This is a genomic window from Pseudoalteromonas sp. T1lg76 (assembly GCF_002964725.1).
In the GTDB taxonomy this organism is placed as follows: Bacteria; Pseudomonadota; Gammaproteobacteria; order Enterobacterales; family Alteromonadaceae; genus Pseudoalteromonas.
On record NZ_PQCE01000012.1, the window covers coordinates 1 to 22,933 of the forward strand.

General features: G+C 52.4%; 21 protein-coding genes. 9 read left to right on the top strand and 12 right to left on the bottom strand.

Annotation, left to right across the window (positions count from 1 at the left end; genetic code table 11):
* The first annotated feature begins 130 nt into the window (after positions 1-130).
* Positions 131-907, top strand: coding sequence for a DUF2982 domain-containing protein (locus C2M35_RS05015; RefSeq protein WP_105264745.1), 777 nt, complete (start codon positions 131-133; stop codon positions 905-907).
* Positions 908-1,065: 158 nt separating this feature from the next.
* The gene (locus C2M35_RS15710; protein WP_199774390.1) at positions 1,066-1,236 is read left to right on the top strand and encodes a hypothetical protein; all 171 of its coding nucleotides are present in this window, start codon (positions 1,066-1,068) and stop codon (positions 1,234-1,236) included.
* On the opposite strand, the gene C2M35_RS05020 is transcribed toward C2M35_RS15710, so the two are convergent.
* Positions 1,233-2,429, bottom strand: coding sequence for a hypothetical protein (locus C2M35_RS05020; RefSeq protein WP_105264746.1), 1,197 nt, complete (start codon positions 2,427-2,429; stop codon positions 1,233-1,235). The two genes, C2M35_RS15710 and C2M35_RS05020, sit on opposite strands and share 4 nt — an antisense overlap.
* 390 nt (positions 2,430-2,819) lie before the next feature.
* Between C2M35_RS05020 and dinB the strand changes: the two genes are divergently transcribed.
* From dinB to C2M35_RS05035, 3 genes are all read left to right on the top strand, one after another.
* Positions 2,820-3,872, top strand: a complete 1,053-nt coding sequence (gene dinB / locus C2M35_RS05025) for a DNA polymerase IV (RefSeq protein ID WP_105213348.1) — start codon at positions 2,820-2,822, stop codon at positions 3,870-3,872.
* 108 nt (positions 3,873-3,980) lie between these two features.
* A complete protein-coding gene (locus C2M35_RS05030; RefSeq protein WP_105199505.1) occupies positions 3,981-5,666 on the top strand; it encodes a carbon starvation CstA family protein in 1,686 nt (561 codons plus the stop codon).
* Positions 5,667-5,781: 115 nt separating this feature from the next.
* Positions 5,782-7,323, top strand: coding sequence for a M17 family metallopeptidase (locus C2M35_RS05035; RefSeq protein ID WP_105264747.1), 1,542 nt, complete (start codon positions 5,782-5,784; stop codon positions 7,321-7,323).
* A 296-nt stretch (positions 7,324-7,619) separates the two neighbouring features.
* Here C2M35_RS05035 and C2M35_RS05040 read toward each other — a convergent pair whose 3' ends face one another.
* On the bottom strand, positions 7,620-9,851 hold the full coding sequence (locus tag C2M35_RS05040; protein ID WP_105264748.1) for a S9 family peptidase: 2,232 nt from the start codon (positions 9,849-9,851) through the stop codon (positions 7,620-7,622).
* A 108-nt stretch (positions 9,852-9,959) separates the two neighbouring features.
* On the opposite strand from C2M35_RS05040, the gene C2M35_RS05045 reads away from it, so the two are divergent.
* The gene (locus C2M35_RS05045; RefSeq protein ID WP_105199508.1) at positions 9,960-10,355 is read left to right on the top strand and encodes an HIT domain-containing protein; all 396 of its coding nucleotides are present in this window, start codon (positions 9,960-9,962) and stop codon (positions 10,353-10,355) included.
* A 43-nt stretch (positions 10,356-10,398) separates the two neighbouring features.
* Here C2M35_RS05045 and C2M35_RS05050 read toward each other — a convergent pair whose 3' ends face one another.
* The 8 genes from C2M35_RS05050 to C2M35_RS05085 form a co-directional block, all read right to left on the bottom strand.
* Entirely contained in the window at positions 10,399-10,641 is a 243-nt protein-coding gene (locus tag C2M35_RS05050; RefSeq protein WP_105199509.1) for a hypothetical protein, read from the bottom strand.
* Between the two features lie 26 nt (positions 10,642-10,667).
* Positions 10,668-11,519, bottom strand: a complete 852-nt coding sequence (panC, locus tag C2M35_RS05055) for a pantoate--beta-alanine ligase (RefSeq protein ID WP_105199510.1) — start codon at positions 11,517-11,519, stop codon at positions 10,668-10,670.
* Between the two features lie 13 nt (positions 11,520-11,532).
* A complete protein-coding gene (gene panB, locus C2M35_RS05060; protein ID WP_105264749.1) occupies positions 11,533-12,327 on the bottom strand; it encodes a 3-methyl-2-oxobutanoate hydroxymethyltransferase in 795 nt (264 codons plus the stop codon).
* A 9-nt stretch (positions 12,328-12,336) separates the two neighbouring features.
* The gene (folK, locus tag C2M35_RS05065) at positions 12,337-12,825 is read right to left on the bottom strand and encodes a 2-amino-4-hydroxy-6-hydroxymethyldihydropteridine diphosphokinase (protein WP_105257982.1); all 489 of its coding nucleotides are present in this window, start codon (positions 12,823-12,825) and stop codon (positions 12,337-12,339) included.
* Positions 12,822-14,147 carry a polynucleotide adenylyltransferase PcnB gene (gene pcnB / locus C2M35_RS05070; protein ID WP_105199758.1) on the bottom strand — a complete coding sequence of 442 codons (1,326 nt, stop codon included), beginning with the start codon at positions 14,145-14,147 and terminating at the stop codon, positions 12,822-12,824. Before pcnB ends, folK begins: the two co-directional genes overlap by 4 nt.
* A gap of 216 nt (positions 14,148-14,363) precedes the next feature.
* Positions 14,364-15,299 (bottom strand): tRNA glutamyl-Q(34) synthetase GluQRS, encoded by a 936-nt coding sequence (gene gluQRS / locus C2M35_RS05075; protein WP_105264750.1) that lies wholly within the window; start codon positions 15,297-15,299, stop codon positions 14,364-14,366.
* A gap of 6 nt (positions 15,300-15,305) precedes the next feature.
* On the bottom strand, positions 15,306-15,749 hold the full coding sequence (dksA, locus tag C2M35_RS05080) for an RNA polymerase-binding protein DksA (RefSeq protein WP_105199514.1): 444 nt from the start codon (positions 15,747-15,749) through the stop codon (positions 15,306-15,308).
* A gap of 136 nt (positions 15,750-15,885) precedes the next feature.
* Positions 15,886-16,944 (bottom strand): AraC family transcriptional regulator, encoded by a 1,059-nt coding sequence (locus tag C2M35_RS05085; RefSeq protein WP_105199515.1) that lies wholly within the window; start codon positions 16,942-16,944, stop codon positions 15,886-15,888.
* Positions 16,945-17,112: 168 nt separating this feature from the next.
* On the opposite strand from C2M35_RS05085, the gene C2M35_RS05090 reads away from it, so the two are divergent.
* Complete coding sequence (locus tag C2M35_RS05090) at positions 17,113-19,659, top strand: penicillin acylase family protein (RefSeq protein WP_105264811.1); 2,547 nt, start codon at positions 17,113-17,115, stop codon at positions 19,657-19,659.
* Between the two features lie 108 nt (positions 19,660-19,767).
* On the opposite strand, the gene sfsA is transcribed toward C2M35_RS05090, so the two are convergent.
* Positions 19,768-20,472, bottom strand: coding sequence for a DNA/RNA nuclease SfsA (sfsA, locus tag C2M35_RS05095; RefSeq protein WP_105264751.1), 705 nt, complete (start codon positions 20,470-20,472; stop codon positions 19,768-19,770).
* Positions 20,473-20,550: 78 nt separating this feature from the next.
* Here sfsA and pepB point away from each other — a divergent pair, with 78 nt between their 5' ends.
* Positions 20,551-21,846 (top strand): aminopeptidase PepB, encoded by a 1,296-nt coding sequence (pepB, locus tag C2M35_RS05100; protein ID WP_105264752.1) that lies wholly within the window; start codon positions 20,551-20,553, stop codon positions 21,844-21,846.
* Between the two features lie 35 nt (positions 21,847-21,881).
* On the opposite strand, the gene C2M35_RS05105 is transcribed toward pepB, so the two are convergent.
* Entirely contained in the window at positions 21,882-22,118 is a 237-nt protein-coding gene (locus tag C2M35_RS05105; protein WP_105213341.1) for a hypothetical protein, read from the bottom strand.
* A 172-nt stretch (positions 22,119-22,290) separates the two neighbouring features.
* Here C2M35_RS05105 and C2M35_RS05110 point away from each other — a divergent pair, with 172 nt between their 5' ends.
* On the top strand, positions 22,291-22,884 hold the full coding sequence (locus C2M35_RS05110) for a fumarylacetoacetate hydrolase family protein (protein WP_105264753.1): 594 nt from the start codon (positions 22,291-22,293) through the stop codon (positions 22,882-22,884).
* The last annotated feature ends 49 nt before the right edge of the window (positions 22,885-22,933 follow it).

Genomic DNA, 22,933 nt, shown 5'->3' on the forward strand with positions numbered 1-22,933 from the left:
TTATGTAGTTATGCTACAAAGAAAAATTCCAACGCGGTTAGCACGATATTTAGCCCGCTAGAATGATTAGCTATTTAAGTGAATTGGTATTATCTACACTCAAGGTAGAGTATAGAAGTAGGGGCGAGTTATGACGCACAATTCTTCGCCACAACATCAAGGTGAGCGCAGGGGGGAAAATAATGGCTATCAGGGCGCCAAGATAAGAGCCCAGGGGGCGCGTTATGGTGCGCAAACCTTGCTGATCAGCGCTGGTGTATTACTTGTGCTGGTGGCGGTGATCAAGTTTCGCCCCGGAGAGGTCTTGCTGGCGGAGATCTTTATTCTCAGCGCCTCCTTAGTCGGCGTGCTGGTGGGCTTTTTGAAATTACGTGAGCCCTTTTACAGCATTTATCTCGATAAGGATAAGCTCAGTTATAACCATAAATACGGTTGCTGGCAGTTGGCTGTGAGTAATCTGGCCCGGGTCGGGGTGGTACAGGTACACCGCCAGGGCGAGGTGTTAGATCTTAATGTGATAGGCATTTGCCTGCGTGATGAAGACAAATTCTTACAGCGATTGTCGCCGCGCCTGGCCGGGCGTTTGCTGGTAGAGCAGCGCCACTTTTTGATGCAGGCGATCAAGGCTTATTGCCAGGATGGCAAGGAATGTCCACCGCACTGGCTGGTGGAAGACACCGACTATGTGAGCGAGGCTGGCTGCAAATATACTGGGTTATTGGCCATGTTTGCGAATAGGATGAACAACCTAAAGCTATTGACCGGATACCATCTCCTGCTGCCAGCGGCGGCATTAGACCGGGATATCTGGACCTTCAGTTATATGTTACACCGTTGGCAACAAGACCCGGAGCTTACCGTGTCCCGGTTGCGGCAGGAGCTGTCTGCAGCCAGTGGTAGTGACTAGAAGGGGAGCTGGTTGTTAACGGTGAGGCCCATGCCAACATCAGGATACCTCAGCAACCTCTCCTGGTAATACATGCTTACACTTTTATGTTGCACAATTCTTGTTCAATATCGCTAAGTTAGATAGCCTAAGGCCATCAACTAGATAGGGATTGGGCGATGAGTGTACGTAAATACCTTTGGCTATGGGCCTTGCCGCTGGCACTGATTTGTTATGCCATAGGCGCCGAAAAAGGAGTGTTGGCCTTATTGATCGTCGGCGCATTTTTAGAAGGCGCATTTTGGTTAGGCCTGTTTAAACGCACCAAGAAAAAGCAAAACAAGTCTTAATGCACACTGTTTGGGGTAAAGTCGTCTAACTTGGCCTGAATCGTTCTTTGTAGCTCGGGGACCAGCGGGTCGAGCCGGCGATTAACCACATGATTAAGGCGAAACCGCCGCAACGGCAAAATATTAAAGTCATTCGCGTATTGCTGGCCATCACCAAACACAGTAGAAAATATCGCATATTCAAATTCATAGCGTTTTAACAATTCGGGCGTACGCCTGAGCTTTTCGTTAAACATCAGCTTGGCCTTGATATCAAAGTTGGTCAGGGACTCTAAGGCTCCCCGAGTCACCAGTATTTTGTTGCTCGGCTTACTCAAGGCCGCCAAATTACAAGGGACCGCCTTGTCACACAACAAAATGTGCTCTCCAAGTGCCAGCGTGGGCTCAACCACACGCACATTCTTAAACCTGGCCATGTTGGCCGCTACTCGCACTACATCAAGATCACTCAGTCCGGCATTGAGCAGTACCAAACCACGGCGAGCCGGAACCGCCTCCAGTTTTAAACTGATGCCAAGCTCGGCGTAGATCTGTTCAATAAAATGGATAAAGGGCTCAACGCCTGGGGTATTGATATAGGTGCCAACCAGATGAGTTGGCCGGGTAAAGGCGGTATTGCTATGCAGGTGACGCTGGAGCAGGTCATCCAAGAAGTCCTTGCGAGCGCGATTGGTGTCGTTTTGTTTAAGTGCCAACACCAGGGGGATATCGGCAAACTGGGTGACCATTTTGAGTTTTTTTGCCCGTTTGCTTGGCGAGAAGTGACCTACAACTTCCGGGCTTGCCAGGATTAAATCGACGCTGCCCCTGTTGAGCATATTCACCAATTCCCGCTCCGAGCTGGCGTAGTGCAGGGTTTCTCCGTAGGCGTCGAGTACATTTTGTATGTTGGTGGGATACACATAGCTGGCAACTACCCCCACCTTATATTGCTCAAACAGGTGGATAAGGTTGCGATAATCCAGGTCGTTGTCGCTTTTACCGAGTATGCCAAGGTGAGAAAAGCCAAGCGGTGCAGAAGCGATAAAACCGCTGCGTACCTCAGAGGGCCAGGCCGGGAAATAGCCGACGTATTCGCCTGCAGCCGCCCTTAGCTGGGCCTGCTCCCAGGGCAGATAATCAACTTCGATGGCAATATCATGAGGCGCCAGCAGGTCGCGCAGTGAGGCAATGGCATCGCCGCCATTGTCCATATGCTCGCTGGCATAGGGAGGCCATTCCAGCGAGGCAATCTTCCAGGTTGATGTGGCGGTAAATCCAGTTAGAGGCAGGGCGACAAGAAGTGCGACTCAAGCCCAGTGTAAGACACGTTTTAACATAGCTGCCACTCCTTCCAAAAGCGTGAAGATGATTGGCCATGGCGGTGCTGACAATACCCAATGTAAGGGTCGTGTCCACACCCTTATTATCTATTGCATTAAGTATAACAGTTGTGCCGGAAGTCACCGTTTTTCTATCCAGGTTAGTGAGTTTCCCTTGAGCAACCTTGTTTAAATCAATATACAGTATTTTATACAGTATTTTGTGGCCTTATAATTTCATATCTGCGAAGATAGGCAAAACAATCTTCTTCTCTTATGGTCATGAAGAAATTTATCCATATCGATATGGATTGCTTTTATGCTGCAGTGGAAATGCGCGATAACCCTAAGCTTGCCACAGTGCCTTTGGCTATTGGTGGCAAGAGTCGTCGTGGGGTGCTGTCCACCGCCAATTATATCGCCCGCCAATACGGGGTGCGTTCGGCCATGTCCAACTATCATGCCAAGCAGCTTTGCCCTGAGCTGGTAATAGTGCCCGGGCGCATGCAGGTGTACAAAGAGGTGTCGCAGCAGATTCGCACGATTTTTCGCCGTTATACCGAGCTGATTGAGCCCCTGTCGTTGGACGAGGCTTATCTCGATGTCACCGACGCTCAGGCTTGCCAGGGCAGTGCCACCTTGATTGCCGAACGAATCAGGCGGGAAATTCAGGCCGAAACCGGGCTGACGGCATCTGCGGGCATAGCACCCATCAAGTTTATTGCCAAAATTGCCAGCGACGAAAACAAACCCAATGGCCAATGTGTGATCACCCCGGATCAGGTGCCGGCGTTTTTAGCGGCGCTAGACCTTAAAAAAATCCCCGGAGTGGGCAAGGTCACCATAGAAAAACTGCACGCCCAGGGGTTGTTTAAAGGTCAGGATGTGCTGGATAAGGGCATGACCTGGATGCAGCAACACCTGGGGAATTTCGGTGCTTCCTTATATCAAAAATGCGCCGGTCAGGTCATCGGCGCAGTGAGCACCGAGCGGGTGCGTAAATCCCTCAGCGTGGAACACACTTACGAATACAACAAAACAACCTTGGCCCAGTGCCAGCAAGCCCTGCCTGCCTTGCTCGAAGAACTCATCATGCGATTGGACAGGCAGCAGCTACACCAGCGCATCAATAAACTTTCGGTTAAGGTGAAGTTCGCCGACTTTCATGTCACCACGGCGGATCAGAGCGGTCGCAGCCTGAGTCTCGAGGTATTCAATGCCTTGCTGGCCAAGGCCTATGAAAGGGGCGTAACGCCAGAGGTGAGGCTGCTGGGATTAGGCGTGGGCATAGACAGCGAGCAAGCCGATGTGCAGCAGCTGAGCATCTTAGACTAAAGCACCAGTGAATTTTTACACTATGCTGATAAGGTGAATCTGGGCTTTTGCGTAAACGCGCTCGTGCGTTGCAATACTTAATGACTACAAAAACAAAGAGAGAAGACTATGCAATCGGTTGTTATTGTCTTGCTTGGCATCGTCGGCATGTTATTTGGCTGGCTGGTGTATTCCAAGTTTATCGCTGAAAAAATATTTCGCATGGATGACAGGTTTGTAACGCCAGCTCACGAGCTAGAGGACGGTGTAGATTATGTGCCCACCAACAAGGTGGTGCTTTGGGGGCACCATTTTACCTCGGTAGCCGGGGCGGCGCCCATAGTGGGTCCGGCCATCGCCGTGTACTGGGGTTGGGTGCCGGCGGTGCTCTGGGTGGTATTTGGTACCATCTTCTTCGCCGGGGTACATGATATGGGCGCCCTGTGGGCCAGTGCCCGCCATAAGGGTAAGTCCATGGGCGCGCTGTCGGAGTCGGTGATCGGTAAGCGTACCCGCTCATTATTTATGATAGTGGTGTTCCTGGTGCTGCTGATGGTGAATGCGGTATTTGGAGTGGTGATCGCCAACTCTTTTGTGGCACAACCTAACGCTGTGTTCCCGGCCTGGTCGGCCATAGTTGTGGCGCTGATCATAGGTCAGCTGCTGCACCGTAAGGTGCCGCTTATTCCCCTGTGCGCCATAGGTGTGGGGGTGCTTTATGCCACCATCTATATGGGCAGCTCTATGCCACTGGCGCTGCCTACGGAAATGTTTGGTCTGGCCGATAAGGCCAACTGGATCATCATTCTCTTTATCTATGCCGCCATTGCTTCTTTGCTGCCGGTGTGGGTGTTGCTGCAACCGCGCGACTTTATCAACGGCATGCAATTGCTGGTAGGTCTGGTGCTGCTTTACGGTGCGGTGTTTGTTTCCATGCCGGATATCACGGCGCCGGCCTTTAACACCCAAACCGCGGTCGATACCCCGAGTATTATTCCGTTGTTATTTGTAACCATAGCCTGTGGTGCCGTGTCTGGCTTCCACGGCATCGTCTCCTCGGGAACCAGCTCTAAACAACTGGATAAGGAAACCGATGGTCGCTTTGTTGGTTATCTCGGCGCCGTGGGCGAGGGCTGTTTGGCGCTGATCACCTTAGTTGCGGTCAGTGGCGTAGCCTTGGCGGTGTCGCCCGAGGAATGGCATGAGATCTACAGTCACCTCGGGGCTGGCAGCGTGAACGCCTTTATTACCGGCGGTGCCAATCTAATCGAAAGCGGCTGGGGTATCTCCACCGAGGTGGCCTCGACCCTGTTGGCTGTGATGGTGGTGCTCTTTGCCGGTACCACCATGGACTCTGGGGTGCGTCTGCAACGCTACATTATTCAGGAGTGGGGCGAAATTTATAACCTTGGTCTGCTGAAAAACGGCATTATTGCCACCTTGGTCGCCGTGGCTTGCTGTTTGCTGCTGGCCTTTGGCGCCGGTGGTTCATCGGGCAGCGGTGGCATGATCATCTGGCCCTTGTTTGGTTCAACCAACCAGATCCTTGCCAGCCTTACTCTGTTGGTGATTTCTGTGATGCTGATCAAGGCGGGACGCCCAGCCATTTATACCCTGATCCCCATGGTCTTCGTACTCACCATGGCCTTCTTTGCCGGCTTGATTAAACTGGTCGAATACTATGAGCAGGGCAACTGGCTGCTGGTCAGCCTGGATGCCATAGTGCTGGTGGTCAGTGTGCTGGTTATGCTTGAAGCCTGGTCGGTCATAGTCACCCACAGGCGCGATGAACGGGCAAATAAAGCCTCGTCGTAAGCTAAGCTTGCCAAGCTCCTTTACAGGCCGAGCTGCTAAGCCTTGCACTCGGTAGTAAAGGGGCGCTAAATCACCGATAATAAAGGTCCTTTGTTTAAATTTAGGACCTTTTTTTATGTCTTATGCCCACGCTATCGCCTGCGCCGGTCTTGATGCCGCAAACGCCCAAGGCCAGTTCGATGCGCTTATCATTATCAGTGCCAATCTGGACTCAGTACCTCAGCCTTACCTTGACCAAGTGCGTCAAAGTAGTGCCGTAGACAGCCGCATTGGTAAGCAATGTACGCTTTTGGTATCTGAAGCGGCACCGGGCCAGCGTCTTATTATTGCTCCGACCGGGCCTTTGACTCGTGACTATGATGATGTTCGCCGCGTATTTGCCGCCGCCAAGGCCGGTATTGAGCTGGCGAAGCAGGCCGGTGCCGCAAAGCCTGCCTTGTATGTGTCTGGTATCAGCGAGCTAGCTGGGTATGAGTTTGCCAGCGAAGTGGCCTTTTTGGGTGCTAATCAGGCGCTATGGCAGCCTCTTGAAGCGCGTGAGTATCACGGCGAAGCCATCTCTCCAATTCAAGCCATAGGCGTTGTTGGCGCCGATGACGAGCAGCTGAAGCAGATGAATGCCATTGCCGCCGGTCAGTATGCTGCTCGTGACCTGTGCGGTACCGAGCCTGAGCGCATGGCACCACCACGTTTTGCCGATTACTGTGTGGAGCTATTTAAAAATACTAAGGTAACCACCGAGGTGATCAGCGATATCGCCACTATAGACAAGGATTACCCGCTGCTGAGCACGGTAGCCCGCGCCTCTTACGCGGTCGAGCGCCATCATCCGCGCGTGGTGAAACTGGCCTATGTGCCCGAGGGCGACGTTGAACGTACCCTTATCTTCGTGGGTAAAGGCCTGGTGTATGACACAGGTGGTGCCGATCTGAAGGTGGGCGGTTTTATGGCCGGCATGAGCCGTGATAAGGGCGGTGCCGCATCGGTAGCCGGTTTTATGAAGGCGGTGGCCGAAGCGCAGCCTAAAGGCGTTAAGGTTATAGCTTACCTAGCCGTGGTGCGTAACTCCATCGGCTCTGATTGTTTCGTTCCCGATGAGATCATCACCGGCCGTGAAGGCGTACGTGTACGCATAGGTAACACGGATGCCGAAGGGCGTCTGGCCATGGGTGATCTGTTAAGCGAAGCCAAAGACCTGGCGAAAAACGAAGTGAATCCGGAGATTTTCACCGTGGCTACGCTAACCGGTCATGCCGCCCGTGCGGTAGGTCCTTACAGCGCCTATGTTGAAAATGGTCCGGCACGCGCCGCCAAGGTATCGCAGCAGCTGGTTGAGCATGGCGATTTATGGGCCGATTGTGCCGAGGTGTCTCGTTCGCGTCGTGAAGACTATGACTTTGTGCAGCCGCGCACTCAGGCCGACGATCTGCTTTCCAGCAACAATGCACCGTCGGCGGTTACCGCTCGTGGTCACCAGTTCCCTATGGCTTTCCTCGCCATAGTGTCGGGCTTGGATAAGCACGGCCTGGATAGCGATCAGCCATTGCCTTATGTGCATATGGATATTGCTGGCAGTGGCGTTGAAGGCGGCGACTGGCAGCATGGTAAGCCGACGGCACCGACCGTGGCAGCCCTGTTCGCACGTTATTGCCGTTAATAGCGGTTAAAAACTACTTGGCTCACAATTGCGGTGTTAAAAATTGCCTCAAAGTCCTCATTTACCAGATGTAAACTGCGGCTTTTCGGCAATTTTTGCCTAGCACTTGTTTCGCCCGTGACGTTTTTAAGATGAGGTTGTGAGTCGGTGCTGTGGGCGAGGCTTTAGCCTTGCAAGCTTGTAGGTCGGTGCTCTGCGCCGACAAAGAAAGAATGACGCTCTATTGTCGGGGTTCACTCCGACCTACAGACATAAAAAAGGCTGGGAATTCCCAGCCTTTTTACGTTTAAACTCGATTATTTTTCTTCCATGTCGAAGTGACGGTTGAAGAAGTCGGTAATGGTTTGATGCAGGTGAGTTTGCACCTTTTTACCGCGCAAGCTGTGTTTTGAGCCCGGGTAGGTCATCATTTCAAACGGCAGGGCCTTATCCTGCAACTGTTTAAACAGCTTGGTGGCATGAGTGAACAACACGTTGTCATCGGCCATACCGTGATAAATCATCAGCGGGCCTTTGAGATCATCCACATAAGGGAACACCGCGCTTTGCTCATAACCCTTGGCATTGGTTTTCGGGTGGCTCAGGTAGCGCTCCGTGTAGTGAGTGTCGTACAGGGCCCAGTCGGTCACAGGTGCACCGGAAACACCGGCCTTGAAGTAGTCACCGGCTTTAAACATGGTCATCAGCGCCATATAGCCGCCGTAGCTATGGCCATAAATACCGATACGTTCCGGGTCGACGTAATCCAGGGTACGTAAGAATTCGACGCCCTTGATCTGGTCACGCACTTCGGCCTCACCCAGGTGTTTGTAGATCACATCTTCAAAGCGTTTGCCGCGGTTATACGAGCCACGGTTATCAAGCTGGAAGACCACATAACCCTGTTGCACCATGTATTGGAAATACAGGTTCTTGCTGCGCCAGCTGTTGGTCACGCGCTGGGCATGTGGGCCGCCGTAAACATTCACCATCACAGGGTGCTTTTGCTTTTTGTTCAACTTGCGTGGCTTGAACAGACGATAGTGCATAATTTGCCCATCTTCCGCCTCAATGGTGCCGTATTCCGGCTCCACCAGGTCGCTCAGATAAGGCGTAAGCGGGTGCGTCTTGTTTAGCTCGTTTTGCTCCAGCCAGGTAATAAAGTCGCCATTGGCTTTGCGCAGCGCCACATAAGGAGGGCGATTCACCGCAGAAGCGCTGTCGATAAAGGTTTGCTGATCGTCTGCCATCACCACATTGTGGTATTCACCGCTTTCGGTGATCCGGCTGATCTCGCCTTGCTCAAACAGCGGCGTGCTGTAGAGGTGGCTTTCAAGTGGGGTGTCTTTGCGACCGGCAAAGTAAATCAGGCCCTTTTTCTCGTCGATGCCTTTAATGGCTTCAACAATCCACTCACCCGAAGTGATCTGGCGTACCAAGGTGCCATCGTTTTTGTACAGATACAGGTGCTTAAAGCCGTCGCGCTCCGAGGCCCAGACAAAGTGTTGCTTGTCTTTTAAGAACTTAAGGTCGAAGTGCAGGTTGATCCAGGTCTCGCTGGTTTCTTTTAGCGCTACTTTTTGTGTTTTCGTTTCGCTGTTATAAAAACGCAGTTCCAGGTTGTGCTGAGCACGGTCTTGCCACTGATAGGCCAGGGTCTTGCTGTCTTTTAACCAGTCGGCACGGGCAATATAGATGTCTTTTTCTTCACCCAGGTCAACCCAGTCGATTTGCTGGTCGTTAAGGCTGACAACACCCAGCTCAATTTCAACATTGTCGGTGCCGGTAAAGGGGTAGCGCTGATTGAACAGCTTTACTTCTTCGGCATAGATTTCGTTGCGGATCGCCTCGGCAACTGGCGTTTCATCGATGCGGGTAAAGGCAATCTTGCTTTCATCACCGGCCCACCAGTAGCCTGTCATGCGGCTCATTTCTTCCTGCGCCACAAACTCGGCCATGCCGTTTTTGATTACGCCGCCGCCGTCCTTGGTTAGCTGGACTTCTTTGCCACTGTCCAGTGCCAGAGCATATAGGTTTTGCTCACGAATAAAGGACACATAATTGCCCTTGGGTGAGAAGCGGGCATCGGTTTCAAAGGCTTCGGTATCGGTCAGCTTACGGCTTTTGCCTGTGGCCAACTGGTAGTAGTAAAGATCGCCATTGAGCGGGAATAACAGCGCCTGGCCGTCTTTCGACCAGGTGTATTCTAAAATACCGCGGCCAAAAATACGCTGGCGCTCACGGCGCGCCTTTTCTTCATCGGACAGGGTTTCCGGGCCGGAGAACAGCGCCTGGGAATCAACTAACAGGCGATTGCTGTTGTCTTTGAGGTTGTATTCCCATAAATCGTAGCGGTTGTAGTCGTCTTTTTTGCCCTGCAAATAGGTCACGCGGCTGCCATCGGGAGAAAACTTTAATTGCACTGGCGCCGTGCCGGCAAGGTTAGGGTCGTCGAAGATACGCTCCAGGCTAAGCTCTTTGGCGCTGGCGGCACTGCACGCCAAGCCACTGGCTAGCGCCAGAGATAAGTATTTGGTTGTTTTAGACACGGGTAAACCTTATTGTTGTAATCCTATGCCCGATGGTACTCATGCACCCTGGGCAGCGCAACTTATTGCCACCAAACGCAGCCGATGGCTATATCAAGAGGAGTAGATATGTTTTCTTTGGCGCCCGAATTACAAAAAGACTGTATTGAACTGGCCGACTGGCCTTTGTGTAAGCTGTTGCTGATGAATGACAGTCAGTATCCCTGGTTTATCCTGGTGCCGCGCAAAGAAGGGGTGACGGAGATCATCGACCTAACGGAGCAGGAGCAGCTTATGCTGATGCAGGAGTCGGCGCGGTTGAGTCAGTTGCTAAAGTCGGTGTTTAACCCGGACAAACTCAATATAGCGGCGCTGGGCAACATGGTGCCACAGTTGCATATTCATCATATTGCCCGTTATCGCGGTGATATCGCCTGGCCTAAGCCGGTGTGGGGACTGCATCCGAGTCAGCCATACAGCGAACAGCAAATTGCCGAGCTAAAGCAGGCCTTGCAACTGCCTTAAAACGAAAAACGGCATCCAATGGATGCCGTATCAAGGGATAGAGTTACTTCACGTCGCCGAGCTTCTCGGCCTGCTCCTTACAGCGGTTATACATTTCCTGGCACTGTGCCACACAAACCTGATTGGTCATGCTTTCATCTATGCTGCTGTTATTACAGCTGTTCTCACATTGGAAGTTTTGTTGCGCACATTGATTGAGCTCAGGGTTGTTAACACCGTTTTGACAGCCACCCAGTACCAGCATTAGTGCGCCCGCAAAAGCCGCAGAAGTTATCGCTTTGTTCATCCTATCACCTTGTTTATTCTTCTATTCTACTTGCAGTCTAGCGGCAAATTGTCGATAAGTCTTACTTTACCAACAAAAGCGGCGGCTAAAATAACCAGCTCACCGTCCTGCTGCTCGGCGCGACGCAAGGTATTGCGCTCGGCAATATTGAAGTAATCAACAACCAGGCCTGTGCCAGCGATACGCTCCTTGGCGCGCTGCTCCAGATCGGCAAAGTCTTTAATGCCGTCCTCGATCTGCTCCTTGACCCAGTTCAGGGTTGAAAACAGTACTGTAGCCTGCTGCTTTTGCTCGTCGCTCAGATAACCATTACGCGAGCTTAGGGCCAGGCCGCTGACGTCACGCTTGGTTGGTACACCCACCACTTCCACGGGCATGGAAAGGTCGCGCACCATGGTTTTGATCACTTGCAACTGTTGAAAGTCTTTCTCGCCAAAACAGGCAAAATCCGGTTGTACCAGGTTAAACAACTTGGTCACCACTGTGGCTACACCGCGGAAGTGGCCTGGGCGCGAACCGCCACAGTAACCCATGGATACTTCGGGGACATCGACATAGCTTTGGCTGCCCAAGCCATTGGGGTAGATGGTCTCTACCGTGGGCGTAAACAGATAGTCGGCACCGCGCTCGCTAAGGCCCTGTTGGTCTTGCTGTAGGGTACGCGGATAGGCATCCAGGTCTTCATTGGCACCAAATTGCATGGGGTTAACAAAGATGCTGACCACCACCTTGTCGGCCAGGGTCTTGGCTTTATCGACCAAGGAAAAATGGCCTTCATGAAGGTTGCCCATGGTCGGTACAAAGGCGACGCTTAGCCCCGCCTGGCGCCAGGCCTTTACCTGACTACGAAGAGAACGGATTTCGCTGGTTGTTTGCATGCACTAATTTCGCTTAATTGAACTCGTGGTCAGGCCCTGGGAAGGCGCCACTTTTTACATCGTCACAATACTTCTTCACCGCCGCCGGCATATTGCCGGTTTCCGCCAGGAAGTTTTTTGAGAACTTGGGGATATAACCGGCAGAAATACCCACAAGATCATGCATTACTAAAATCTGACCATCCGTGTCTTTACCTGCACCTATGCCGATAGTCGGAATGCTGACCGCTTCGGTAATGGCTTTGGCAAGTACGCTGGGAATACACTCAAGTACCAGCAGCTGAGCGCCTGCGGCTTCGAGAGCCCGGGCGTCGGCAATCATTTTATCGGCCTGCTCTTTATCGCGCCCCTGAATTTTAAAGCCGCCAAAAACATGCACTGACTGCGGCGTTAAGCCGAGGTGACCACAAACAGGCACACCTTGTTGAGTCAGGGCGCGAATGCTGTCGTGCAGCCACTGACCGCCTTCGAGTTTTACCATGTTGGCACCGGCACGCATTAGCGCGGCAGCGTTGGCACAGCTCTGCTCGACATTGTTGTAGGTCATAAAGGGCATGTCGGCAATAACGAAAAGCTCTCGGCTGCCGGCGCGCACGCACTTGGTGTGATAGGCAATATCATCAATGCTGACCGCCAGAGTGTCATCGCCGCCTTGCAGTACCATGCCCAGAGAGTCGCCTACCAGCACGGCATCAACGCCATTGTCGGCAAACAGCTTGGCAAAACTGGCGTCATAGGCGGTTAAAGAAGTGATTTTTTCACCGGCTTGCTTCTTTTTGAGCAAGGTGGATACAGAGATCTTCGCCATTAGCTTTCCTTATTGGAGTTGTTCTAGGCCATTGCGAGGCACTTGTGTTGTCAGGCTGCGTACCGAGCTGCCATCGGGCAACTCGAGTTCCGGCGCCAGTTCACACAGGGGGTAGAGTACAAATTCACGTACCTTCATGCCGTAATGGGGCACGGTTAAACGTTCATCGTCTATGCTTTGGTCGCCGAACAGCAGTATATCTATGTCCAGGGTGCGTGGCCCCCAGCGCTCGGCCTTACGAACGCGGCCGAGGTTTAATTCAATGGCCTGAGTGGCGTCGAGCAGTTCATGCGGGGCGAGCTCACATTGCAGCTCCATCACCGCATTCACATAATCGGGCTGGTCTTGCGGGCCCATGGGCTTGCTGGCATAAAATGCCGAGCAGCGGTGCGCCCGGGTGCCGGGCAGCTGCGTTAAGGCATCGACCGCCTGTTGCAACTGCGTGATGGGATCGTTGAGATTGGCTCCCAGCCCCAGGTACACGGTGTGATAACTCATGATGACTCGCCCGCGGCCTTATCGCCTTTGCGCTTTGAGCCGCCACTGCGACGTCGACGGGGGCGACCGCTGCCTCGGGTGGTGCCACCGAGTGACTTGACCATCATCTTCTGGCCGTTCACGTCGGCGTTCAGGTAGGCGGTCCACCAGTCACAGAGTTCTTTTAAGTCGTCCTGACCGCTGTCGACCAACAAGAGCATAAAGTCATAGGCGGCCTTAAAGCGCGGCTGCTGGCTTAAGCGATAGGCACGTTGGCCGCCACGCTTATCAAAGCGATGTTGAATATGCCAGATATCGCGGGCACCCAGGGTAAAGCGTTTTGGCACCGCAACCTGTTGGGCGCTTTCGCTTAATACCTGATTCATGGCCGCCGCCAAGGCATCGAAATGAGGCAGTTGTTCACGCTGCATCAGTTCCTGACAACGTTGCAGCAGCGGGAACCATAACAGGGCGGCAAAGATAAACGCCGGGGTGACCTTCTTATCATTATTGATGCGCGCATCGGTATTGATAAACATCTGGGTAATAAAGCGTTCTTGCATCGAGTCCGGATTGGCATCAAGGATCTTATCCAAAGCCGGGAACAGATGTTTAAACAAACCAAATTCACGCAGGGCCTTAAAGTTGGCCTCGGCCTTGCCGCTCAAAAACAGCTTTAAGCATTCTTCGAACAAACGTGCCGGCGGAATATTGGAAAGCAAGTCCGCCAGTTCCTTGATTGGCTTGGCCGTGGCTGGGGAAATAGACATATCCAGCTTGGTCGCAAAGCGGATGGCGCGCAGCATACGCACTGGGTCTTCGCGGTAGCGGGTTTCCGGATCACCAATTAGCTCAATGCGACGATTTTTAATGGCTTTAACGCCATTGGCATAATCGTAAATGCAAAAATCTTTAATCGAGTAATAGAGCGCATTAATGGTGAAGTCGCGGCGTTCTGCGTCTTCATCTATGGTGCCATAAACATTGTCGCGCAATAACTGACCATGTTCCGAGGCGTGGCTGATATTGTTTTTACCGCCGCCGTCCCCACCGTGGTGGCCACGCATGGTGGCTACTTCGATAACTTCGCGACCAAAAACGATATGAGCCAGACGAAAACGACGGCCGATTAAGCGACAGTTGCGGAACAGTTTTTTGACCTGCTCCGGAGTGGCATTAGTGACCACGTCGAAGTCTTTCGGTTGTAGGCCTAACAGGAGATCGCGCACACAGCCACCAACCAGATACGCCTCATAACCGCCGTCTTTTAGGCGGTACAACACCTTCAGGGCGTTGGGGCTAAACTGGCTACGGGAAATTCCGTGCTCACTTCGAGGAATGATCACCGGCTCGTTTAAGGTGGTGATTTGCCCATGCTCGGCATCACTTGCGTCTTTAGCTGACAACACCTGCCGGCATAGCTGAAACAGTTTAGAAATGATAATCGCTCTCCTAGGCTACAGTTATGGCGATTGTGAAAGTGGCTTATAATATACCAGCACGGCAGAAAAATTAAGCGAGCGCGGATAAAAATCGCAGCGCCAAGCCCATGGCACTGGTTATAGCTGCTGAATTAGGGTCTTGCCGTTGGCATCTTCGCTGACTTGGACTTCCAGAGCGCGGCGCAAGGCCTGGCGTTGATATGCTTGATGCGCCCAATCAAGAATATCGGCAACCGGGTAGCTGAGCAATTCCGGTGGCGGCGCAAAGCCAAGAAAGTGCAGCGCATCTACCAAGGCGGGTTGCGGGTTCTGCTTGTCTATGGCCGGGGCGTAGTTTTGTTTTGACAGTTTAAAGCCCGGGCTGGCCACCGCCAGTGGCAGATGCAGATACTCTGGCGCTTTGTGCCCTAACTGCTGAAACAAGCCGATTTGTCGGGCCGTGGGAATAAGCAGGTCGGCGCCGCGCACCACATGGGTTATGCCCTGGTCGATATCATCGATGACCACCACGAGTTGATAGGCGAACAAGCCATCGCGGCGTTTAATTATGTAGTCTTCTTCGGCCTCAGCGGCGGCAATATCAACCCGACCTTGCAGTGCATCCAGATAATGATACATGGGCTGCTCTTGCTTGAGGCGCAGCGCCAGGTGCTCACCACTTAATGCTAAGTTGCGGCAATGGCCGTTATAGATGCCACCCAAGGCTTTAATTTCTTTGCGAGTGCATTGGCACGCATAGACCAGGCCTTGTTGTGTCAGCTGCTCGCTTACCTCGGCATAACGTTTTAATCGTTGGCTTTGCCAGATCACTTCGCCATGCCAGTGCAGGCCATAGGCTTCTAAGGTGTGGAGAATATCGCTGTCGGCGCCGGGGCGCACACGGGGGGTGTCTATATCTTCAATACGAACCAGCCACTGTCCTTGATGCGCGTGTGCGTCAAGGTAGCTGCCGAGGGCGGCAACCAATGAACCAAAATGCAGTGGGCCTGAAGGGGAAGGGGCAAAGCGGCCGACATAGGCTGTGGCGCCCTGATCCCCATCCAAATGGGTCATGGTGTATTAACCGCGACCCGATTGTTTCTCTTTGATTTCCGCCAATGCTTTACAGTCAACACACAGGTCGGCCGTAGGGCGTGCTTCAAGACGGCGGATACCGATTTCGATACCGCACGATTCACAATAACCAAAATCGTCTTCGTCGATCAGGTTTAGGGTTTTTTCGATTTTCTTAATCAGTTTACGCTCGCGGTCACGAGTACGCAGCTCTAATGAGAACTCTTCTTCTTGGGCTGCACGGTCGACCGGATCAGGGAAGTTCGCAGCTTCATCTTGCATGTGCGTTTTAGTGCGATCAACTTCATTTCTTAGATCGTTACGCCACGTTTCCAGAATTTTGCGAAAGTGAGCACGTTGCTTTTCATTCATGTACTCTTCGCCTGGCTGTTCCTGATACGGCTCTAAACCCGCCTGAGCGATCAAACCTAATTTACGCTGCTCTGGCATAACTATCTCCTAAATCCTTAATACCAAGTCCCCGGTAAATACCGGCGGCTATAAATAGCAAAATACCACCCCCTTAGCAAACACTTTTTATTTTAGTACCTTGCCTTGGCTGCGGCTCTTGCCTTCAGGCGAGCCTTCAGCCGGGTGCTGATTTTTTAATTCGCCTTGATATTGGGCCATCTGAGTTTATTTCAAGGGTGTGTTGATGTAAAAAAAAACGTTTAGGGGAGAGGTAAAACCAGCGTTTAAATGCCCGTTGCAGCGCACTTTGCTCGGAAAACCCCAGTTTATTAGTTACCTCAAGGGCGCTGTAGCCGGACTCGAACAGTTGTAAGGCCAGGTGCTGGCGGCACTCATCAAGCAATTTGGCGTAGCTGGTATCTTGCCGGGCCAATTGTCGTTGCAGGGAGCGTGCCGGTAGGCCAAAAAGGGCGGCCAGTTGCTCTATGCGCATGATCTCCGGCAGGTGGGCATTGATATGCAATTTAACCGCATCGCTCAAACTGTAATGACTATTTAGCTGTTGTTGCGCCTGATGCAGTAAGACTTGCTCCAAGGTTTTATCCGGCTGTTTGAGTGGTCGGTTAATCAGCTCCCTGGGTATGCTGAGTGTGTTGCTGGGTGCCTCAAACTGCAGCGGACAGCGAAAGAGATTGTCGTAGATACGGCGCTCTTTGAGATCCTGAGGAGCGGCACGCATTAGCTGAATTTGCAACGGCGCCAGGGTTTCGGCATCGACCATATAGGTGCGGGCAAAACTAAGCCAGCTGGCAAAGAGTTCATCAATTACATAGTAGCAGCCGTCTTGAGTTGGTCCGAGGTCTAAAGTCAGAGTCTTGGGCTGCTGATGTAGGGTGAGACTTTGGGTGTGCCGAACCAGGGGATGAAAGCGGCGGCCATAGTCGATAACGCGGCGTAAATCCGGACTCACGCTGGCTAAATGACCCAGCACGCCCCAGCGATCGAGATCGAATTGGGCGCCAAAAGACAAGCCTATGTAGGGGCAATTTAATTGTTTATGGGCCCAGCGCATCAGCCGCTGATAGTGGTTGAGGCTAAAGGCGCTGTTGTGCGCGTGTAGTTCCTGTTCGCTACACCCAAGCTGAGTGAGACAGGCAGTACGACTTAAGCCCTTACTCTCAAGGAATAACACCAATGAGCGAAGCAATTGATAACTCACATAGGAAGCGCGCATAGGAACCCAATTTATTATTTTTTTATACTTTTAAAACTGGAGCAGGTGGCGCCCAAAGTCAATATTTGGCGTTAAACGTCAAGATTTAGTAGGGCACTTAGGGCAAGGTGGATAAGTGAGCGATGTTGAATAGAAAGTTAAGAATAACAAAAAGGACGCTTTATGAAGATGCAACTTAACCCCGTACTGGTGGCCTTGCTGACGGCGCTGACCCTCAGTGCCTGCGGCTCAGACGATAACGACGATGCACAAGTTGTCACCACCCCCGAGCCCGTACAACCCAGCCCCCAGCCCAAACCCTTGGTGTTGTTTGATGACGATGGTGTACTGGAAGCGGATATTCGTTGGACCACGTACGGGGTGCCGCATATAAAAGCGGACAATATCGAAAGTTTGGCCTTTGGCAGCGGCTATGCGTATGCCAAGGACAATGCCTGCATCATGATGGATCAAATCGTTAAGGTGCGAGGTCATCGCAGTCTTTACTTTGGTCCGGATAAGGTGCCTGGCAGTGGTGATAGCGAACATCTTATTTCCGACTTTGGATACAAGGCCCTGGGCGTCAATGACTATGCGCAGGCCCATTATATGGAACTGGACGAACAAAGCCGTGCGCATTACCAAGGGTTCGTGGCCGGTTTCAATAAATATGTGGCCGATACCGGTGTCGCCAATTTGGCGCCGGAGTGCGCAGGTCAGCCCTGGGCCGTGACTATAACTAAAGAAGACATGCTGGCCTATGCCATGGCCACGGTGCAACTGGCCAGCTCTGCTAACTTTCTCGATCTGGCCTTTTTCGCCAATCCCGGCGATGGCGACGAATATCTGCCGGTAATGACCCAGGCGGGTGTCCAGGCTCAGGCCTTTGCCAAGGAGCTCAATAGCAAAACCAGTACCTTGCAGCTGCAGAAAAAGTATGAACATTTAGGTTCTAATGGCTGGGGTCTGGGTAAGGATAAAATGGAAAACGGTAAGGGCGGCCTGCTAGCTAACCCGCACTTCCCGCACCAGGGGAACTTACGCTTTTGGCAATCACACCTCACCATTCCCGAGTCACTGAATGTCATGGGCGGCAGTTTGCAGGGCATGCCCGGGGTGATCAATATCGGCTTTAACGAGAATGTGGCCTGGACCCATACCTTCTCCACCGCGCGCCACTTTATTATTTATCAGTTGGCGCTAAGCGAGGGCGATCGCCTGACCTACACCCTGGACGGCGAACCCATGCCTATAACCAGCAAAAGCATCAGTGTCGATGTGGCGGTAGGGCCGGGCCAGTTTATCACCCTGAATAAAGAGTATTACTACTCGCATCAGGGCCTGATGATAGAGACGCCGGCGGCCTTTGGTCTGGGCTGGAGCGACAGCAATGCCTTTACCATCAAGGATGCCAACGAATTCAATATGGACGTGGTTGGCTTTTGGTCGCGCATGAACGCGGCTCATTCCCTCGATGATATGAAAAAGGCATTTCAAGAATTCGATGGTGTTTCCTTCAATAACACCATGGCCTCGGATAAAGAAGGCAATGTGTTTTATATCGATGACTCTACCGTGTTGCAGGTCGGGGATACCGCCAATCTGGCCATGCGTTTAGAACCACAACTGGTGGCGCTGCGTCAACAAACCGGTTTTGATCTGGTTCCGGGCGACACCTCCTTGTTTGAATCGAGCGGCGTGGTTGCATACGAAGATGCGCCCAAACTAGAGCGCACCGACTATGTGCAAAACTCCAACGACAGCTTTTGGCTTACCAACCCGGCCGAGCCTTTGCTGGGCTATGCGGCGCAATACGGCGAGGTACAGTACCCTCAGTCTCTGCGCACTCGTATGGGCTTAAAGTTATTGCGCGAAGGCGGTGGCGCCGATGGCAAATTCTCTCTTGCAGAGCTGGAGCAGGCGCTGCTCGGTAATGATATTTATCTTTATGATCTTGTGCTCCCGGCGCTGGTTAAGCAATGCCAGGCACAAGGCAGCGCGCCCGTCTCGGTTGGTGGTCGCGATGTTGACCTCAGTGCGGCCTGCGCCCTGTTGGCTGATTTCGATGGCAAGATGAACCTCGATACCAAGGGCGCGGCGCTTATCCGAGAATTTGCGCACCTGTTTGACCCGCAAGTACACCTGTTTGATAACTTTTCTGTGACCGATGCGGCCAATACACCTAACACCTTGAAGCTCGACGGTTCGGCATTGCAGGCTTTGGCCCATGCGGTCTTGAACGTGACCGACAATGGCTTTGCTCTGGATGCGACTTTGGGCGAACTGCAATTTGTCGAGAAAACCCTGGCCGGTGGTATGGGCTCGGGTGAAAAGCTGCCTTGGGCTGGGCCTATGCATGTGGAAGGGGGCTTTAATGTCTTCCGTTTTGACCGCCGGGCGCTGTCGAACTCGACGGTCATTCCCTATAAGATCTTTGACCGCTTGCCGGATGCCATTACCGGACAGCCCTTGGCTTCGGGTTTAAGTGCCGATGGTTACCCGGTTAACTATGGTTCGAGCTGGATGTTTGTGATGAACTTTACCGACAATGGTCCGGTAGCCAAGGGGTTGTTGACCATGTCGCAAAGCTCGCACTCGGACTCGGATCACTTCGACGACCAAAGTCGTTATTACTCACAGAGTGCGGCATTACGGCCGCTGTATTTCAGTGAAGGGGATATTACCAACAACCTGATAGCCGAAATGTCGCTGAGTTACGCCAAGCCCAGCGAGTAATTAAAGCAACATCAGAGGGAACCGGTACGTGCGTCGGTTCCCGCTTTCCCAACTAAAACGGTCTACCTGAGGTAAGCCGTTTTTTTAATTTCAAATAGGCCAGGGGCCTCAGGCAAAAGGCAGGGCTTGGGTTAAAACCACTTTCTCGGCGCTGATCTCCGCCTTATACGCCAGCACTTCCACACCGGCCGTCACCGCTTCTTCAAGCAATTGTGCATACTTAGGGTCGATATGTGCCGCTGCGCTCACGCCTTGGATGCCAGTGTGCAACACGGCAAACAAGAGTACCGCTCTATGGCCTTGTGCCTTCATCGCCATCAGCTCGCGTAGGTGTTTTTGCCCGCGCAGGGTTTGCGCATCGGGGAAGTAACCCTGGCCGTTTTCTTCCAGTAAGGTCACCGACTTCACTTCGATATAGCAATCGGCTTTGTTGGCATCGCGCAGCAAAATATCGATACGGCTGCTTTCATCGCCGTATTTCACTTCGCTCAGCAGCTCATCGTATCCTTGCAGCTCTGTAATCACGCCTTGTTCAATGGCTTCGATGGCCACCTTGTTGGCCACGGCGGTGTTTACGCAGATCAAGTCGCCGGCTTGATTGCTGGAGAGCTCCAAGGAATGCGCATATTTGCGTTTGGCGTTATCGCTGGTGGAGTAGTAGGCGGTTACACCGGGTTCGGCGCAGCCGGTCATCTTGCCGGTATTGGCGCAGTGCACGGTAAATTCATGGCCGTTGGGATGATGTAAATCCACTAAAAAACGCTTGTAGCGTTTTAACAGGGTGGCGGTTTGAAGAGGCGGTTGAAATAACATTAATCGTACTTCGCTTTAGAACTGCATGGCCCTAGTGTAAACTGCTGGTAATTGTAATCCCAGTCCAAGAGGACCCCTATGAGTCAACAATTTTTAGTACAACTAAGCGAGCAGGCTGCCCCAGGTCATTGGGGTGAGGCGGCAAACCTGTCTTTCAATGAGCAAGGTGCAATCGTGCACCTAAGCGAAACCGATACCCTGGTTAATGTGCAAAAGGCCGGTCGCGCCATTGCCAACCAAGGCGTAAAAGCGGTCACCTTAACCGGTGATGCCTGGTGCACAGAGAGCCAGTGGGCTTTCTATCAAGGTTTTGTGAGCCCTAAAGTACTAGATGGCGTTGAATTCGTTGATAATGAGCAAAGTGATTTAAAAGAGCTGGCGGCGCTTAAGCAGTCGGCTATTTGGATGCGTCAGATGATCAACGGCACCGCCGAAGATATCTACCCGGAAAGCCTGGCCGAGAAAGCCGGTGAGTTTATCCAGTCTTTGGCTCCTGAGCACGTAAGCTACCAGATCATCAAGGGCGAAGCGTTAAAAGAGCAACAGTGGATTGGTATCTACGAGGTAGGTCGTGGCAGTGAGCGCCCACCTGTTTTGCTTGAGCTCGACTTTAACCCAACTGGCGATGATAACGCCCCTGTGGCCTCGGCGCTTGTGGGTAAGGGTATCACCTTCGATTCCGGCGGCTATTCAATCAAGCCAAGTGAAGGCATGCTGACCATGAAGTGCGACATGGGCGGTGCAGCTACTGTGACAGCGGGTCTGGCACTGGCGATTAATCGCGGTCTGGACAAGCGTGTAAAGCTGTTCCTATGCTGCGCCGAGAACCTGATCTCGGGCCATGCCTACAAGCTGGGCGACATTCTTACCTACAAAAATGGCACCACGGTTGAAATCGTTAATACCGATGCCGAAGGTCGTTTGGTATTGGCCGACGGCCTGATGGCTGCTAGCGAAACGGGCGCCGCTACTATTATCAACGCGGCAACCCTAACCGGTGCAGCCTTGGTTGCGGTAGGTCAGGAATACAATGCGTTATTCGGTCTGGATAAAGACATGGTGCGTGACGTTGAAGGCTTTGCCAGCGAAGAATTTGAAGGCGCGTGGCCACTGCCGTTGGAGAAATTCCACCAGAACAACTGCCCGTCACCTTATGCCGACACAGCAAACAGTCGTCCGCAAAAAGGCGGTGGCTTTGGTGGCGCCTCTAACGCGGCTGGTTTCTTATCACGCTTTGTTCGTGACGAAGGTAAGGGATGGGTGCATATGGATCTGGCTGCGGCCTTCCAAAACAGCCCAACCAGCCTATGGTCTGCCGGTGCAACCACCTTGGGTATGCGTACCGTAGCTCGCACACTACAAGAAAAGTCGTAATCGACCCAGAGGTAGCGGCTCAGTGAGTCGTTACCTCACTTAAATTTACTCTCCTTGCCCTCATTGCGCATCAACAAGATGGTCAGATAGATCTTAGTCGGCAAAGACATGATCAAGCCCACCGCAATACAGACAGCGCCAATCATAAAGCTGTAAATGCCAAAATAATCACGAAACGAGTCCGTCACCAGCAAGGTATGACCGCCGATGATCAGCAGTACGCCAAAAACAATAATGACCTTGAGTAGGGTTAAGGTGGAAAGCCTGGGCATGAGTTTCTCCCTAGTCTGCTCCTACAGTTAGTTAACCAAAAAACCGGCTTTATGGGTTTGATCCAGCGCAGTAGTCGCGCCGATTGCAAAAATGTGTGTGGCCGAGCTCAGGTGCTTGCGATGGTGCAAGCAGCGCCATACACTGAGGAAAAATCCAAAACGAGATAAAAATATGGCAACCAAACCCGGAAAAATCACCTGTATAGGCCGTAACTATGTCGAGCATATCAAGGAGCTGGATAATGCCATGCCCGATGCCATGGTGATCTTCAACAAGCCGCCCTCGGTGCTTGCCGATGTGTTGCTGTCGCAGCATCAAAATGAGGCTCTGCATTATGAAGGGGAGCTGTGTTTTGTCATCAAAAACAATCGTCCGGTTGCCGTGGCCTTTGCTTTGGATCTCACCAAGCGGGCGCTGCAAGGTGAATTAAAAGCCAAGGGGTTGCCCTGGGAGCGAGCAAAAAGTTTCGATGGTGCCGTGCTGGCAAGTGACTTTGCTGCCATCGATGAGGCGGACATCGCCAGGCTGTCGTTGCGTTTGTATATCGACGGCGAACTTGTGCAGCAGGGCCAGACCAGGCAGATGTTGTATCCGGTGCAAACGGCCATTGATGAGTTGGCCAATTGGCAGCGCTTGCAAGATGGTGATTGGTTGTTAACGGGGACACCTAAAGGAGTGGGGCAGGTGCGCACGGGGCAGGTATTCGAGGGACAGGTGTTACTCGACGAGCAGGTCCTGATTACAAAACAATGGCAAGCGCTTTAGGGTCTTAGAATTCAAAAGTTTACTGTATAAATAAACAGTGTTAATCTCA

Excerpts from the sequence above, each read along its gene's own strand:
- panB (WP_105264749.1), bottom strand. The coding sequence starts at position 12,327 with ATGGCGAAGATCTCTGTATCCACCTTGCTCAAAAAGAAGCAAGCCGGT.
- C2M35_RS05030 (WP_105199505.1), top strand. The coding sequence starts at position 3,981 with ATGCAATCGGTTGTTATTGTCTTGCTTGGCATCGTCGGCATGTTATTT.
- C2M35_RS05020 (WP_105264746.1), bottom strand. The coding sequence starts at position 2,429 with ATGGACAATGGCGGCGATGCCATTGCCTCACTGCGCGACCTGCTGGCG.
- C2M35_RS05015 (WP_105264745.1), top strand. The coding sequence starts at position 131 with ATGACGCACAATTCTTCGCCACAACATCAAGGTGAGCGCAGGGGGGAA.
- C2M35_RS05085 (WP_105199515.1), bottom strand. The coding sequence starts at position 16,944 with ATGCGCGCTTCCTATGTGAGTTATCAATTGCTTCGCTCATTGGTGTTA.
- sfsA (WP_105264751.1), bottom strand. The coding sequence starts at position 20,472 with ATGTTATTTCAACCGCCTCTTCAAACCGCCACCCTGTTAAAACGCTAC.
- dinB (WP_105213348.1), top strand. The coding sequence starts at position 2,820 with ATGAAGAAATTTATCCATATCGATATGGATTGCTTTTATGCTGCAGTG.
- C2M35_RS15710 (WP_199774390.1), top strand. The coding sequence starts at position 1,066 with ATGAGTGTACGTAAATACCTTTGGCTATGGGCCTTGCCGCTGGCACTG.
- C2M35_RS05035 (WP_105264747.1), top strand. The coding sequence starts at position 5,782 with ATGTCTTATGCCCACGCTATCGCCTGCGCCGGTCTTGATGCCGCAAAC.
- panC (WP_105199510.1), bottom strand. The coding sequence starts at position 11,519 with ATGCAAACAACCAGCGAAATCCGTTCTCTTCGTAGTCAGGTAAAGGCC.
- C2M35_RS05110 (WP_105264753.1), top strand. The coding sequence starts at position 22,291 with ATGGCAACCAAACCCGGAAAAATCACCTGTATAGGCCGTAACTATGTC.
- folK (WP_105257982.1), bottom strand. The coding sequence starts at position 12,825 with ATGAGTTATCACACCGTGTACCTGGGGCTGGGAGCCAATCTCAACGAT.
- C2M35_RS05050 (WP_105199509.1), bottom strand. The coding sequence starts at position 10,641 with ATGAACAAAGCGATAACTTCTGCGGCTTTTGCGGGCGCACTAATGCTG.
- pepB (WP_105264752.1), top strand. The coding sequence starts at position 20,551 with ATGAGTCAACAATTTTTAGTACAACTAAGCGAGCAGGCTGCCCCAGGT.
- C2M35_RS05090 (WP_105264811.1), top strand. The coding sequence starts at position 17,113 with ATGCAACTTAACCCCGTACTGGTGGCCTTGCTGACGGCGCTGACCCTC.
- C2M35_RS05045 (WP_105199508.1), top strand. The coding sequence starts at position 9,960 with ATGTTTTCTTTGGCGCCCGAATTACAAAAAGACTGTATTGAACTGGCC.
- dksA (WP_105199514.1), bottom strand. The coding sequence starts at position 15,749 with ATGCCAGAGCAGCGTAAATTAGGTTTGATCGCTCAGGCGGGTTTAGAG.
- gluQRS (WP_105264750.1), bottom strand. The coding sequence starts at position 15,299 with ATGACCCATTTGGATGGGGATCAGGGCGCCACAGCCTATGTCGGCCGC.
- C2M35_RS05105 (WP_105213341.1), bottom strand. The coding sequence starts at position 22,118 with ATGCCCAGGCTTTCCACCTTAACCCTACTCAAGGTCATTATTGTTTTT.